This window comes from Agrobacterium sp. 719_389 (assembly GCF_900188475.1).
GTDB lineage: Bacteria > Pseudomonadota > Alphaproteobacteria > Rhizobiales > Rhizobiaceae > Agrobacterium > Agrobacterium radiobacter.
This window is the reverse complement of record NZ_FYEM01000001.1, coordinates 142,461-155,277: the sequence shown is the minus strand read 5'-3', so window position 1 is coordinate 155,277 and position 12,817 is coordinate 142,461. Positions and strand designations below refer to the sequence as shown.

The following is a 12,817-nucleotide window of genomic DNA, read 5'->3' as shown; positions in this document are numbered from 1 at the left end:
TATAATCAGCCCTTGGCGACTGCGGCGACTTCTGCTGCGAAATCGCTTTCTTCCTTCTCGACGCCTTCGCCGAGCAGCAGGCGAACCATGCCCGTCACTTCGATCGCCGCGCCGGCTTCCTTTTCGGCTTCCTTGACGGCAGCGCCGACAGTGATGTCGGGGTTGATGACGAAAGCCTGCGACAGAAGGGCGACTTCTTCGAAGAACTTGCGCATGCGGCCATCAACCATCTTTTCGATGATGGCTTCCGGCTTGCCGGATTCGCGGGCCTGTTCGATGAAGACGTTGCGCTCGCGCTCGGCCACGGCAGCGTCGACTTCTTCAGCGCGGATGGCGAGCGGGTTGGTTGCAGCGATGTGCATGGCGACCTGGCGGCCGATCGAGTTCAGAACGGCCTTGTCGCCGTCCGACTTCAGGGCAACGAGAACGCCGAGCTTGCCGATGCCGTCGCCGGCAGCATTGTGAATGTAGGTCGCAACAACGCCGTGCGGAACTTCGAGTGCAGCGGAGCGGCGCAGCGTCATGTTTTCGCCGATCGTCGCGATCGCGTCCTTGATGCTGTCGGAAACGGACTTGCCGGTTGCCGGATATGTGGCAGCGGAAACAGCGTCAACGGTGCCGTCGGTGGTGAGGGCAACCTGGGCGATACCGCGGATGAGGTCCTGGAACGCATCGTTGCGGGCAACGAAGTCGGTTTCGGAGTTCAGCTCGACAACGACAGCCTTGTGACCCATGGTGGCAACGCCGACCAGACCTTCGGCAGCCGTGCGACCGGACTTCTTGTCGGCCTTTGCGATACCCTTGGCGCGCAGCCAGTCGATCGCCGCTTCCATGTCGCCATTGGTCTCAGCAAGAGCCTTCTTGCAGTCCATCATGCCTGCGCCAGACTTCTCGCGCAGTTCCTTCACCATTGCGGCTGTGATTTCGGTCATTGTTTGCCTCTTATCGGTTCGATCGGTCAGCCGGCGGAATTTGCCGTGCCGAAGTTCTGGGTGATGACTGTACCCGGCCGCACACCCTTTGAAACCGGAGAGGATTTCAGGAAAGGGGCATGCGCATTCCCAAGTGCTGCGGCGTCTCCATACATCGGAATGATGGGTGCCGCCGAAGTGTGACAGCGTTATGAAGACTGCCTTGCGTTTCAACCACGTCAGACGCCAGCGGTTTCCTAAAAACGTAGCGGAGCGCTTGAAACGAACAAGGCCGTCAACCCATTGAAGGTCTTTGACGGCCTTGTCATATCCTGGTCGAGGAGACGGCGATCACGAAATCGCCGCCAGACAGGGCCTAGATCAGGCGCCAGCCTCGTCTTCGAGAGCGGGCTCGATCGGAGCTTCTTCAGAAGCGCCGATGTCGCGGCCGGAAGCGCCCTGCTGACGGGCAATACCGTCGATGGCAGCACGGGCAATCAGGTCGCAGTAGAGCGAGATGGCGCGCGAAGCATCGTCGTTACCCGGGATCGGGTAGTCGATGTGATCCGGGTCGCAGTTGCTGTCGATGATCGCAACGACCGGAATGCCAAGACGCTTGGCTTCTTCGATCGCGATCTTTTCCTTGTTGGTGTCGATGATGAACATCAGGTCCGGAACGCCGCCCATATCGCGGATACCGCCGAGAGCCTTTTCAAGCTTTTCGCGCTCGCGCTCAAGGTTCAGGCGTTCCTTCTTGGAGTAGCCGGAGCCTTCCGAGTTCAGGATTTCGTCAACCTTGCGCAGACGCTGGATCGAGTTCGAAATGGTCTTCCAGTTGGTCATCATGCCGCCGAGCCAGCGGGAGTTGACGTAGTACTGGGCCGAACGCTTTGCGCTGTCGGCGATGATTTCGGACGCCTGACGCTTGGTGCCGACGAACAGAACGCGGCCGCCACGGGCAACGGTGTCGGACACGACCTGAAGGGCGCGCGACAGCATCGGAACGGTCTGAGCCAGGTCGATGATGTGGATGTTGTTACGGTCGCCGAAGATGTACGGCTTCATCTTCGGGTTCCAGCGATGCGTCTGGTGGCCGAAGTGAACACCAGCTTCCAGAAGCTGACGCATAGAAAAATCGGGCAATGCCATGCCTTGTTACTCCTTTTCCGGTTTAACCCCCGCGAAGCGAACAGCGCCGATTTTCATCGACACCACCGGGCGGAACGGACCGGATTTCTCCCGGAACATCCCAAGCTTCGCGTGTGGAATGGTGAGCCGCATACAGTCGCCCGCATGAAAATGCAAGCATTTATGCGAAAAAACCGGCGAAATAGCCGCGTTTCAGCGAACCGGCTTGTTTTCGCAGGTTTCGGGCTTGAGAATATCGAGCTTCGCAAGCTTTCCCGTCAGAACGAAATCGCCGTAATCCATCGTCAGATCGCGGGTGATTCCGTTTTCGTAAAGCTTGAACGACATGCGATAGATCGGCAGGGCGTCGGTGCCGGTCTTGTCGTTGTAATAGGCGATCGTCACCGGCCAGAAGGCCGCCTTGGCGAATTCGCCCGCCTTGCCGGCGTCGGCATCGCCATCCTTCGGCATTTGCGATTTGCCGACCAGCGTGGATGTGATCAGGCTTTCATCGCCATCATCAGAACCGTCGAATATCCGGGATTCGAAAATGCGCTTTCCCTGTTTCGCATGTTCGATGACCTGAAACATGTGCTGTGTCGGGAATTCGCTGGCGACGAGACTGACCTGACGGGCATCCGGGCGGGTGAGATCGACCTTCACGCCCTCGGTGCTGTCGGTCGCAGCCCCCTGCACTTCCTTGTCCAGCTTGTCATCAGTGTAGGATTTGGTCTCGAAGGTGAATTTCTTCGCGGCAAGGTCTTCGAAAGTCGTGGTCTGCTGGTCGGTCATACGCACGGCGTCGCCGGTGTTGATCTGCGTCACGAAACGGAAATCCGTCTTGTACCCCTGACAGGATGAGCCGGTGAATTCATAGACCATGCGGCCGGTCATGCCCTCGATGCCGGAACGATCCGACGCATCCTTGAGTTCGAGATCGTAGACGGCGCGGTGGGCGACGAGATCCGGAACCGTGACGGGCAAGGCATTGGCAGCGCTTGACAGGCCGGTCATAAGCCCTGTTGCGGCAACGAAACCAAGCGTCCTGACAAACATGCAATATCTCCTGTTGGACTCGCCGCTCATATTGTACAAGCAACCGCCCGGCTTTTGGATCAACATCTTCTGAATGCCGGATTCTTGAAGGATTTACAACAAAACCGGAGACGAAAATGTCGGACGTCATCGAAGGCCGCCTCAAGGAACTTGGCTTCACGCTTCCCGTCGCCGCGGCACCAGCCGCAAACTACGTTCCGTTCGCCATCAGCGGCAATCTGCTTTATGTATCGGGTCAACTGCCGATGGAATCAGGCAAGATTGCGGTGACGGGCCTCGTTGGCCGCGATGTCGACGTGCCAGGCGCCCAGCGCGCGGCCGAATTATGCGCCGTCAACATTCTCGCACAGGTCAAGGCCGCTTTGAATGGTGACCTCTCGAAAATCCGCCGTGTCATCAAGCTGAATGGCTTTGTTGCCTCGGTTCCGGAGTTCGTGGAACAGCATCTCGTCATCAACGGCGCGTCCAATCTTCTCGCCAATGTTCTCGGGGATGCCGGCAAACATGCCCGCGCCGCCGTCGGCATGGCCTGCCTGCCCTTCAATGCATCAGTCGAAATCGACGCCATCGTGGAAATCGACGTATGACGCTCAAGCTTTCCTGGCTGACGGCTGAGCCCGTCGCCCATCGCGGTTATCATGATCTCAACAAGGCGGTATGGGAAAACACGCTTTCGGCATTTTCCCGCGCCATCGAGGCCGGTTTCGCCATTGAATGCGACGTTCAGCTGGCAGCCGACAGCGTGCCGGTGATTTTTCACGACGACGACATGGCCCGCCTGACGGGCATCAAGGGCGACGTGCGCGAACGCACATCGGCCGAGCTGTCGCTGCTTGCCGTCGGGCAGACCAAGGACCGCGTGCCTACCCTCAAGCAGCTTCTCGCGCTCTGCGCCGGCAAGGTACCGCTGGTGATCGAGCTCAAGGGCCGTGCCGGCGAAGGCGTCGATGACGGTTTTGCCGAGGCGGTTCTGGAGGACCTCGAAGGCTACAAGGGCCATGTGGCGCTGATGAGCTTCGACCATCACCTGCTGAAGGACCTGAAGGCTGCGGGTTCACCCTGGCCGCTGGGCCTCACCGCCGAAGGCGACAAGCCGGAAGACTTCTTCAAACATGATGAAGCGATGCAGCTGGGGCTCGATTTCATTTCCTATCATTGGGGTCATCTGCCCAACAGCTTTATCGAGGCGCAAAGAAAACTCGGGCTTCCGGTGATTACCTGGACGGTCAGGGATGAAAATGCGCGCGAGACTACCTATAAATATGCGGACCAGATGACATTCGAAGGTTTCGACCCGAGAGAGAACCCATCCGCGACGGCATGACAGAAGACTATTCCATCAGCATTGCGCAATCCTTTGGGGATATCGATCCGGAAAGCTGGAAACGGCTTTCCGGAACATCGCGCAATGCCTTAGGAAAACACTACAACCCTTTTATTTCCCATGAATTTTTATCGTCTATGGAAGAGTCAAGGTCAGCGACAGCCAAGACCGGCTGGCTTGGGCACCATCTTCTTCTCGAAAACGCCTCCGGTGTGCTCGTCGGCGCAGTGCCGGCCTATCTGAAGAACCACAGCAAGGGCGAATACGTCTTCGACCACGGCTGGGCGGATGCTTTCGAGCGGGCCGGCGGGCATTATTACCCGAAACTGCAATGTTCCGTGCCCTTCACTCCGGCAACCGGGCCGCGCCTGCTCGTTTCAGAAAACGAAGACGAGACACGCTTCAAGGCGTTACTGGCCTCCGGTCTCGCGCAGGTGACTGAAAAGATCGGCGTCTCCTCGGCACATGTCACATTTTTGGAAGAGAGCGATCTTTCAGCCCTTCTGCCGCGCGATTTCCTGCACAGGACTGACCAGCAGTTCCACTTCGTCAATGATGGCTATCGCGACCACGATGATTTCCTCGACGCCCTTTCCTCGCGCAAGCGCAAGGGGCTGAAGAAAGAACGCCGCGCGGCGGTGGAAAACGGCATCGAGATCGACTGGCTGACCGGAAGCGACCTCACCGAGGATATCTGGGACCAGTTCTTCGCCTTTTACATGGATACCGGCAGCCGCAAGTGGGGCCGGCCTTATCTGACACGAAAATTCTACTCGCTGATCGGCGAGCGCATGGCCGATGATGTGCTGCTGGTGATGGCGAAACGGGATGGGCGCTATATTGCCGGTGCGATCAACTTCATAGGCTCGGATGCGCTTTATGGTCGTCATTGGGGCTGTATCGAGGATCATCCCTTCCTGCATTTCGAGGTCTGTTACCATCAGGCAATCGACTTCGCGCTGGCGAAGGGGTTGAAACGGGTGGAAGCGGGCGCCCAGGGCGAGCACAAGCTGGCGCGTGGTTACGTGCCGGTGACCACCCATTCGGCGCATTTCATCGCCCATCCGGGCCTGCGCCGCGCCATTGCCGATTATCTTCAGCGCGAACGCGAAGAGGTCGAACATATCGGCGATTATCTTGATGAACACACGCCCTTCCGCAAGGGCGAGAGACAGGAACCGGACGTATAGTCCGCTACGAGGAGAGATCACGATGACGGCCAGCGCCTATGACGACAACAATATCTTCGCAAAAATCCTGCGTGGCGAAATTCCGAGCCACAAGCTTTATGAAGACGAGCATACGCTTGCTTTCATGGATGTGATGCCGCAGGCCCCCGGCCATCTGCTCGTCGTTCCCAAGACCGGCTCGCGCAATCTGCTCGATGCCGACCCGGAGGTGCTGGCGAGGACCATTACCGTGGTGCAGAAACTCGCCGTCGCGGCCAAGGAAGCCTTCGATGCCGACGGCGTCTTCGTCGCCCAGTTCAACGAGCCGGCGGCCGGACAGACCGTCTTCCACCTGCATTTCCACGTCATTCCGCGCAAGGAAGGCGAGCCGCTGAAGCCGCATTCCGGCGTGATGGCCGATGGCGAGGTATTGAAGGCCCATACGGAAAAGATAAAGGCGGCGCTTGCGTCGTAATGCAGGCTTCACGCGCGACGTCATCCTCGGGCTTGTCCCGAGGATCCAACCACGTATCGCGACATAGAAAAGTCGCGGATGCTCGGGACAGGCCCGAGCATGAAGGAAGAGAGGACTTCGGACGCGTTATCACACAGGGTTGCGATAGGCATTCCTTTCTGGCCATGGCCAGCCTTCAAGCACCGCCATATCCGGCCGGAATATCTCCACCTTCAACGGATAACAGGCCGCCGTATCGCTGGAATGCGTGGCGCTGCAATCACCGCCCGGGCAGGCGGACAGCGCGCCGATAAGATCGATCTCCGCAAAAAGCTCGAGATAATCTCCCGGCCTCACCGGGCTCGCTTTCATGAAATATTGATGCGTGTCGCGGGTAAAGCCCGTACACATGAAGACGTTCAGCACGTCGTGCACATGCGGCTCAGCCTCCCGGAATGACAGGCCACTGGCGGAGGCAAGCGCATTCGTCAGGTTGGAGTGGCAGCAATGGTGATAGTCGCCACCGCTCAGGAGCTTGTTGGTATAGGGATCGCAGCGGGTGCCGATCACGTCATGCACCCCGCCGCCATCCTCGTCGAAGCCATACCATGACAGTGTGTCGTGCGTGATGGTCGCCATGGGGCGCAGCGATGGCAGGTTGCTCCACAGCCGGTTGCCGACCGTAACATGGGTGGCATGCAGGGCGCGGGTCTTGCCGCTGAAAAAACGCTCGGTCAGATCGTGGGCGTTCCAGAGGTTCAGGTCTCCCACCTGCGGACCTTCAATACTCACGATGCGAAAGAAATGTCCCTTCGGCACACGAAAGGTGCGGCCGTCACGCGGCGGCACGATGACCTCATCGATCTTTTCCATGCCATTACTTGCCTGCGCGAGGCGAGCAAGGTCCGGCGTCTCAAGCGTGCCATTCGGATAAACGACAACGGGACGGACGGCGCGGCGTGCGGCGGCGTCAGCGGGTTCGGCGACGGGCATGGGGGTCATGAAATCCTCTGGGCGATGAAAATACCGATGCGAAATTGCGTCAGGAATACCCGTCTGACAAGACGGGTTTTTCTTGCGCTCAGGCCAAGTCTGACTTAGCCTTGACGACTATGAAACTGCCTCCCCTTGCCACCCTCCGCGCATTCGAAGCCGCGGCCAGAAGAACGAGTTTTTCTCTGGCCGGGCAGGAACTCGGCATGACGGCGGCGGCCGTGAGCCAACATGTGCGCAATCTGGAGGCCTGGCTTGGCGTGGCGCTGTTCGAGCGGCATGCGAGGGGCGTGAGGCTCACCCCGGCCGGAAAGGACTTCGGCACTACGGTTTCAACCGCCTTAAAGCAGATCGCCTCCGGCGCAGAGCGGATCAGCCGTGGTCGCGAACGTCCCGTTGTTCACCTTGCCAGCCTGCCTTCGGTGGTGACCTACTTCCTCACGCCCCGCCTTCCCCGCTTCCGGGCGCTGCATCCTGATATACAGGTGTCGATCAGCTATTCCGGGGCGCAACATGCCGGCCCGGCCGATCTCACCATCGGGCATGGAATCTCTTTTGCGGACAATGCAGTGCCGCTTTTCAGCGCCGAGACGCGCCCCACCTGTGCTCCCGGTTACATCGCCAAATCTGGGCCCTTCAGTGATGAAGCCAGCCTGTTGCGGGCCGAACTGCTGCATGACGATACCGAGACCGCGTGGCAGAGCTGGTTTGCCGCGGCCGACTTGTCGTTATCCTATGGCGCTGGACCGATTTTCGCAGATTTTAATCTCCTCGTCACGGCGCTGAAGGCTGGACAGGGTATCGGCCTCTGCCCGACGGTGCTCCTTCGCGAAGAAATCGCCAGGGGCCAGTTGACCGTACTTTTCGACCGCGCTTCCGATGCGGACAAATATTACTGGCTTATCCGGCCTGAAGAGATGACCGCACCGGCGAAAATTCTGGCCGATTGGCTGATGGCCGAAGCCCATGCGAGCCAAAGTCACTACTCCGCAGCAACGATCTGAGCCGGAACCGGTGTCAAAACACCAAGGCGTTCCCTCGCCGACAGCCGATCGAGCAACCTGCCGGAAGCCGCGCAAACGATGGCAAAAGCGATGAGACCACCGAAAACATCCGAAAGATGATGCCCGCCCTGAACCAGAACGGCCGGCAACATCAAGAGGTTCAGCGGCAAGATTATCGCCATCGCCCAACGGTTACGAGGCACGAACCAGACTGACATTGCCGCCATGAAGATATGAAATGATGGAAACCCGATCAGGCCGAGCACGTTTTGGGGAGTGAGATAGCTGACACCCTCCAAGCCCAATCGCATCAGTTCCCGCCCATAAGCGGGATCGACCGCCAGCGTGACCGTATCGGTGACCCATTGCGGCAGTTCCAGATAGGCTTTGGCGCCGTATGTGGGGAAGAAAATCCAGAAGACGATGCAGGCGAGAGCACCAAGCACTCCCGTCACCAGAAAATGATGCAACATCCGATCTTTGCCGGTAAACCCCAGCATGATGACAATGAACAGCAATTGCGGCAGCGACGTCCCGTAGACAAGAAATAACGTTTCGCCGATCCACGGATTGGCAGCAGCCCAGATGACCATATCCCGCCAGTTGTAACCGAGCGCGGCATCCACGCGGAATAACAGGGGATCGATTGCAGGAAACTGAACCGGCAGGAACATGTAATTGAAGACGGAGCCCACCACCGTGAAGAGGATGAACTGCCCGGCGGAAACCAGAGCCGTGGCTATGCGAAGATCACGCTCGCTTATCCGGTAGAGTTGGCCAAGAAGGAAAACGCCGCCGCCCACCCCCAGGCAGAGAGCATATCCGAGATAGTCGACATCAATGCCTCTCACCGCAATCAATGCCGCATCGATGGCGAATAACACCAGAATAACACATAATACAAATCGTTCTGCCGCAAATAGTCGCACGGAATTACCCCCGGGTTCCAGCACGGACCACGCTAGGTCGACGGTCTTAATATTCGGATAAGGTGAGTATTAGAAACCGAGTGCGAACAATCCACCCGCCAGAAGCAGGATCGGAACCGCCACGCCGACGATGACCCGCTGGCCCGCCAGCAGAAATGCGATGAAACCGAGCGTGGCGGCCCCAATGCGCAGCCACAGGGGTGACGCCTCAAGTGTACCGGTTGGAAAGACGATCAGCTTCGCGGTGACAGCCATGACGAGTGCGGTGGCAACTGCCCTCACCCAGTGCAGCGCTTCGGAATCCTCCTTCAGGCGGTTGCCGGCGAGAACGCCGAGCCAGCGCCACAGATCGGTCGCCAGCCAGCCGGCAATCGCGATGAAGAGATAGGGCGCCCACCAATGTTCGGCCATCATGGTTCGCTCTCCGGTGAGACGGGTTTTATCCGCCGGCGGAAGACGAGGCGGTCGATGAGATAGGCCGCCGTGCCGCCGCCAATCCCGGCATAGAGAATATCGAACTCCGGTGCGATCACCGCGAAGGCCGGTCCGGCGATGACGCCGATGACGAAGGCGACCTTGACGACGGAATGACGGGCAGAAGCCCAGATCGATGCCACGAAATAGACCGGCGTGAGAAAAAACAGCACGCCAGCGACGAGAGGCGGAAAGGCGGCGACGACGCCGTAACACAGGCCGACGATGATGGCGTTGACCACGGTGAGCGTAATACCAAAACCGGCGAACCAGGCGGCGCGGGCTTCACGCGGCACCCTGGAGAGATTTTGCGTGGCGAAGACCCAGGCGGTGATCGCAACGAAATGTGAGAGGAAAAGCAAAATCCATGTCGGCGTCTTCGCGCCGCGCATCTCCGGAACGATGGAAGCGACCATCGGCATCATGCGGACCGAGGACAGCGTCACCGCCAGAAAACAGGCGGCGAGGTTGGCGCCGCCGACCATCGACCCAATCAGGATCATCTTGGCCGGCAAGGCCCAGATGACAAGCGTCATGAACACGGCTTCGCCGCGCGCAACTCCGGATTCGAGTGCGAAAGCGCTGAAACCGACGAAAGATGTCATGAGAATGAGCGAAGGCAGCGAGAATATGCCCCGCATTCCCCGGAAGAACCAGCCGCGCAATGGGATGGTATCGCTGTCGGCAGTGTGCATTGCTGACCCACTCGAGCATGTCGCCCGAAAATGCCGTGGCTTCGGGGTAACGTCATGCATGAAACAAAAATGAAACGCGTCGCAGGTATCAGGTAAAACGCGACGCATTTCATACATGAAAATGCCGGGCTTTCGCCCGGCACCGGTTTATCGATCAAAGACCGTGATCACTTCTTCTTCGGCACTTTCGGCACCGTATTGGTCTTGCGCCGCGGCTTGCTGACCTCATCAGACTTATCGGCCTCGGCAACAAGGACATCCGCCTCTTCCCTGGCTTTCGCCGCCTTGGAAGCAGTTTTTGCCTTTGCCTTGCCGGGCGATTTGGCCGCCTTCAGTTCGGCCTCCGGCTGCGGCTTCACGGGCGCGGTCTCCGGCAACACCTCAAGCACGAGGCCGTCGGAACCGTCATCCTTCTTGCCGACGGTGACGCTGACGACGCCGCCCTTCTTGAGCTTGCCAAAGAGGATTTCATTGGCGAGCGGCTTCTTGATGTTTTCCTGGATCACGCGCGACAGCGGACGAGCGCCCATCTTTTCGTCGTAACCCTTTTCCGCCAGCCAGGAGATCGCATCTTCATGCAGATCGAAGGTGACGTTGCGCTCGGAGAGCTGGGTTTCCAGCTGCATGACGAACTTCTGCACGACCTTATGGATGACGGCGGTCGGCAGCGGCGAGAACGGAATGATCGCATCCAGACGGTTGCGGAACTCAGGCGTGAACAGGCGGTTGATCGCCTCTTCATCTTCACCCGTGCGGCGCGAAGAGCCGAAACCGATCGCCGATTTCGCCATTTCGGACGCACCCGCATTCGTCGTCATGATGAGGATGACGTTGCGGAAGTCGATCTTCTTCCCGTTATGGTCGGTCAGAGAGCCGTGGTCCATCACCTGCAACAGGATATTGTAGATATCCGGATGGGCCTTCTCGATTTCGTCCAGCAGCACCACGGAATGCGGATGCTGGTCGACGCCATCGGTCAGAAGACCGCCCTGATCGAAGCCGACATAACCGGGAGGTGCGCCGAGCAGACGCGACACGGTATGGCGTTCCATATATTCCGACATGTCGAAGCGCAGCATCTCGACACCGAGCGAGGCGGCAAGCTGCTTGGCCACCTCAGTCTTGCCCACGCCCGTCGGGCCGGAGAAGACATAGGAGCCGATCGGCTTGTTCGGTTCGCGCAGGCCGGCACGCGCCAGCTTGATGGCCGTGGCCAGCGCCTCGATGGCGATGTCCTGACCATAAACAACCGAGCGCAGTTCCTTTTCGAGGTTGGCGAGAACCATCTCGTCATCCTTGGAAACCGTCTTCGGGGGAATGCGGGCCATCGTCGCGATGGTTGCCTCGATTTCCCGCTCGGTGATCAGCTTGCGGCGCTTGGACGCCGGCAGCAGCATCTGCGCCGCACCGGTCTCATCGATCACGTCGATCGCCTTGTCCGGCAGCTTGCGGTCGGAAATGTAGCGGGCCGACAGCTCGACTGCAGCCTTGATCGCCTCGTTGGAATATCTGAGGTGATGATAATCTTCGAAATAGGGCTTCAGACCCTTCATGATCGCGATGGCGTCATCGATGGAAGGCTCGTTGACGTCGATCTTCTGGAAACGACGCACGAGCGCACGGTCCTTTTCGAAGAACTGGCGATATTCCTTGTAGGTCGTCGAGCCGATGCAGCGGATCGCACCCGAAGACAGGGCTGGCTTCAGGAGGTTCGATGCATCCATTGCGCCGCCCGACGTGGCACCCGCACCGATGACGGTGTGGATTTCGTCGATGAACAGAACCGCGCCCGGATACTCTTCGAGTTCCTTGACGACCTGCTTCAGACGCTCCTCGAAATCACCGCGATAACGGGTTCCGGCGAGCAACGTGCCCATGTCGAGCGAGAAGATCGTGTCATTGGCGAGCGCTTCCGGCACCTTGCCTTCAACGATACGCTTGGCCAGACCTTCGGCGATCGCCGTCTTGCCCACGCCGGGATCGCCCACATAAAGCGGGTTGTTCTTGGAGCGGCGGCAGAGGATCTGGATGGTGCGGTTGACCTCGTCGTGACGGCCGATCAACGGGTCGATCTTGCCGTTTTTCGCCTTTTCATTGAGGTTGACGCAATAGGCCTTCAGCGCATCCTGCTGTTTCTTGGCGGAAGATCCCTCTTCCTCCGGATTGCTGCGGCTCGCCTTGTTTTCACCTTCGGGCTCATCAGCACCGCGCGGCGCGCGCGTCTGCGACGTGCCCGGACGCTTGCCGATGCCGTGGGAGATGTAATTGACCGCATCGTAACGGGTCATCTCCTGCTCCTGCAGGAAATAGGCGGCGTGGCTTTCGCGCTCGGCGAAAATGGCGACAAGCACGTTCGCGCCGGTCACTTCCTCGCGGCCGGACGACTGCACATGAATAACAGCCCGCTGGATGACCCGCTGGAAGCCGGATGTGGGCTTGGAATCCTCGTCGTAACCGGTGACGAGGTTGGTCAGTTCGTTGTCGACGTAATCGCTGACGGTCTTGCGCAGCGCATCGAGATCGACGTTGCAGGCGCCCATCACGGCGGCGGCATCCGCGTCGTCAATCAGCGCCAGAAGGAGATGTTCAAGCGTCGCATATTCGTGGTGACGCTCATTTGCAAAGGTCAGTGCCTGGTGCAGCGCCTTCTCGAGACTCGGGGAAAAAGTTGGCACGTTGC

General features: G+C 59.0%; 13 protein-coding genes. 5 read left to right on the top strand and 8 right to left on the bottom strand.

Features of this window, described 5'->3' with window-relative positions; genetic code table 11:
- Window positions 1–5: 5 nt before the first annotated feature.
- The 3 genes from tsf to CFB10_RS00770 all read right to left on the bottom strand — a co-directional run bounded on the left by tsf (window position 6) and on the right by CFB10_RS00770 (window position 3,095).
- Entirely contained in the window at window positions 6–932 is a 927-nt protein-coding gene (tsf, locus tag CFB10_RS00780; protein ID WP_020012416.1) for a translation elongation factor Ts, read from the bottom strand.
- Between the two features lie 360 nt (window positions 933–1,292).
- A complete protein-coding gene (gene rpsB / locus CFB10_RS00775; RefSeq protein ID WP_003502558.1) occupies window positions 1,293–2,060 on the bottom strand; it encodes a 30S ribosomal protein S2 in 768 nt (255 codons plus the stop codon).
- Window positions 2,061–2,252: 192 nt separating this feature from the next.
- A complete protein-coding gene (locus CFB10_RS00770; protein ID WP_020012415.1) occupies window positions 2,253–3,095 on the bottom strand; it encodes a cell envelope integrity EipB family protein in 843 nt (280 codons plus the stop codon).
- Between the two features lie 116 nt (window positions 3,096–3,211).
- Between CFB10_RS00770 and CFB10_RS00765 the strand changes: the two genes are divergently transcribed.
- From CFB10_RS00765 to CFB10_RS00750, 4 genes are read left to right on the top strand one after another with little or no spacing between them, the layout of a single operon-like run.
- Window positions 3,212–3,682 carry a RidA family protein gene (locus CFB10_RS00765; RefSeq protein WP_020012414.1) on the top strand — a complete coding sequence of 157 codons (471 nt, stop codon included), beginning with the start codon at window positions 3,212–3,214 and terminating at the stop codon, window positions 3,680–3,682.
- Window positions 3,679–4,419 (top strand): glycerophosphodiester phosphodiesterase, encoded by a 741-nt coding sequence (locus CFB10_RS00760; RefSeq protein WP_020012413.1) that lies wholly within the window; start codon window positions 3,679–3,681, stop codon window positions 4,417–4,419. Before CFB10_RS00765 ends, CFB10_RS00760 begins: the two co-directional genes overlap by 4 nt.
- Complete coding sequence (locus CFB10_RS00755) at window positions 4,416–5,609, top strand: GNAT family N-acetyltransferase (RefSeq protein ID WP_020012412.1); 1,194 nt, start codon at window positions 4,416–4,418, stop codon at window positions 5,607–5,609. The genes CFB10_RS00760 and CFB10_RS00755 overlap by 4 nt, the downstream gene beginning before the upstream one ends.
- Window positions 5,610–5,631: 22 nt before the next feature.
- On the top strand, window positions 5,632–6,063 hold the full coding sequence (locus CFB10_RS00750; RefSeq protein ID WP_020012411.1) for an HIT family protein: 432 nt from the start codon (window positions 5,632–5,634) through the stop codon (window positions 6,061–6,063).
- 129 nt (window positions 6,064–6,192) lie between these two features.
- On the opposite strand, the gene CFB10_RS00745 is transcribed toward CFB10_RS00750, so the two are convergent.
- Window positions 6,193–7,044 carry a DUF1989 domain-containing protein gene (locus tag CFB10_RS00745; protein WP_026364084.1) on the bottom strand — a complete coding sequence of 284 codons (852 nt, stop codon included), beginning with the start codon at window positions 7,042–7,044 and terminating at the stop codon, window positions 6,193–6,195.
- 110 nt (window positions 7,045–7,154) lie between these two features.
- Here CFB10_RS00745 and CFB10_RS00740 point away from each other — a divergent pair, with 110 nt between their 5' ends.
- Entirely contained in the window at window positions 7,155–8,039 is an 885-nt protein-coding gene (locus CFB10_RS00740) for a LysR substrate-binding domain-containing protein (RefSeq protein WP_020012409.1), read from the top strand.
- On the opposite strand, the gene CFB10_RS00735 is transcribed toward CFB10_RS00740, so the two are convergent.
- The 4 genes from CFB10_RS00735 to clpA all read right to left on the bottom strand — a co-directional run bounded on the left by CFB10_RS00735 (window position 8,018) and on the right by clpA (window position 12,812).
- Window positions 8,018–8,968, bottom strand: coding sequence for a phosphatase PAP2 family protein (locus CFB10_RS00735; RefSeq protein WP_026364083.1), 951 nt, complete (start codon window positions 8,966–8,968; stop codon window positions 8,018–8,020). The genes CFB10_RS00740 and CFB10_RS00735 overlap by 22 nt on opposite strands.
- A 69-nt stretch (window positions 8,969–9,037) precedes the next feature.
- Window positions 9,038–9,382, bottom strand: coding sequence for an AzlD domain-containing protein (locus CFB10_RS00730; protein ID WP_026364082.1), 345 nt, complete (start codon window positions 9,380–9,382; stop codon window positions 9,038–9,040).
- On the bottom strand, window positions 9,379–10,137 hold the full coding sequence (locus tag CFB10_RS00725) for an AzlC family ABC transporter permease (RefSeq protein WP_020012406.1): 759 nt from the start codon (window positions 10,135–10,137) through the stop codon (window positions 9,379–9,381). Before CFB10_RS00725 ends, CFB10_RS00730 begins: the two co-directional genes overlap by 4 nt.
- Before the next feature lie 167 nt (window positions 10,138–10,304).
- On the bottom strand, window positions 10,305–12,812 hold the full coding sequence (clpA, locus tag CFB10_RS00720) for an ATP-dependent Clp protease ATP-binding subunit ClpA (protein WP_020012405.1): 2,508 nt from the start codon (window positions 12,810–12,812) through the stop codon (window positions 10,305–10,307).
- Window positions 12,813–12,817: the final 5 nt, after the last annotated feature.

Coding starts and splice junctions, on each gene's coding strand:
- tsf (WP_020012416.1), bottom strand. CDS start 932: ATGACCGAAATCACAGCCGCAATGGTGAAGGAACTGCGCGAGAAGTCT.
- rpsB (WP_003502558.1), bottom strand. CDS start 2,060: ATGGCATTGCCCGATTTTTCTATGCGTCAGCTTCTGGAAGCTGGTGTT.
- CFB10_RS00770 (WP_020012415.1), bottom strand. CDS start 3,095: ATGTTTGTCAGGACGCTTGGTTTCGTTGCCGCAACAGGGCTTATGACC.
- CFB10_RS00765 (WP_020012414.1), top strand. CDS start 3,212: ATGTCGGACGTCATCGAAGGCCGCCTCAAGGAACTTGGCTTCACGCTT.
- CFB10_RS00760 (WP_020012413.1), top strand. CDS start 3,679: ATGACGCTCAAGCTTTCCTGGCTGACGGCTGAGCCCGTCGCCCATCGC.
- CFB10_RS00755 (WP_020012412.1), top strand. CDS start 4,416: ATGACAGAAGACTATTCCATCAGCATTGCGCAATCCTTTGGGGATATC.
- CFB10_RS00750 (WP_020012411.1), top strand. CDS start 5,632: ATGACGGCCAGCGCCTATGACGACAACAATATCTTCGCAAAAATCCTG.
- CFB10_RS00745 (WP_026364084.1), bottom strand. CDS start 7,044: ATGACCCCCATGCCCGTCGCCGAACCCGCTGACGCCGCCGCACGCCGC.
- CFB10_RS00740 (WP_020012409.1), top strand. CDS start 7,155: ATGAAACTGCCTCCCCTTGCCACCCTCCGCGCATTCGAAGCCGCGGCC.
- CFB10_RS00730 (WP_026364082.1), bottom strand. CDS start 9,382: ATGATGGCCGAACATTGGTGGGCGCCCTATCTCTTCATCGCGATTGCC.
- CFB10_RS00725 (WP_020012406.1), bottom strand. CDS start 10,137: ATGCACACTGCCGACAGCGATACCATCCCATTGCGCGGCTGGTTCTTC.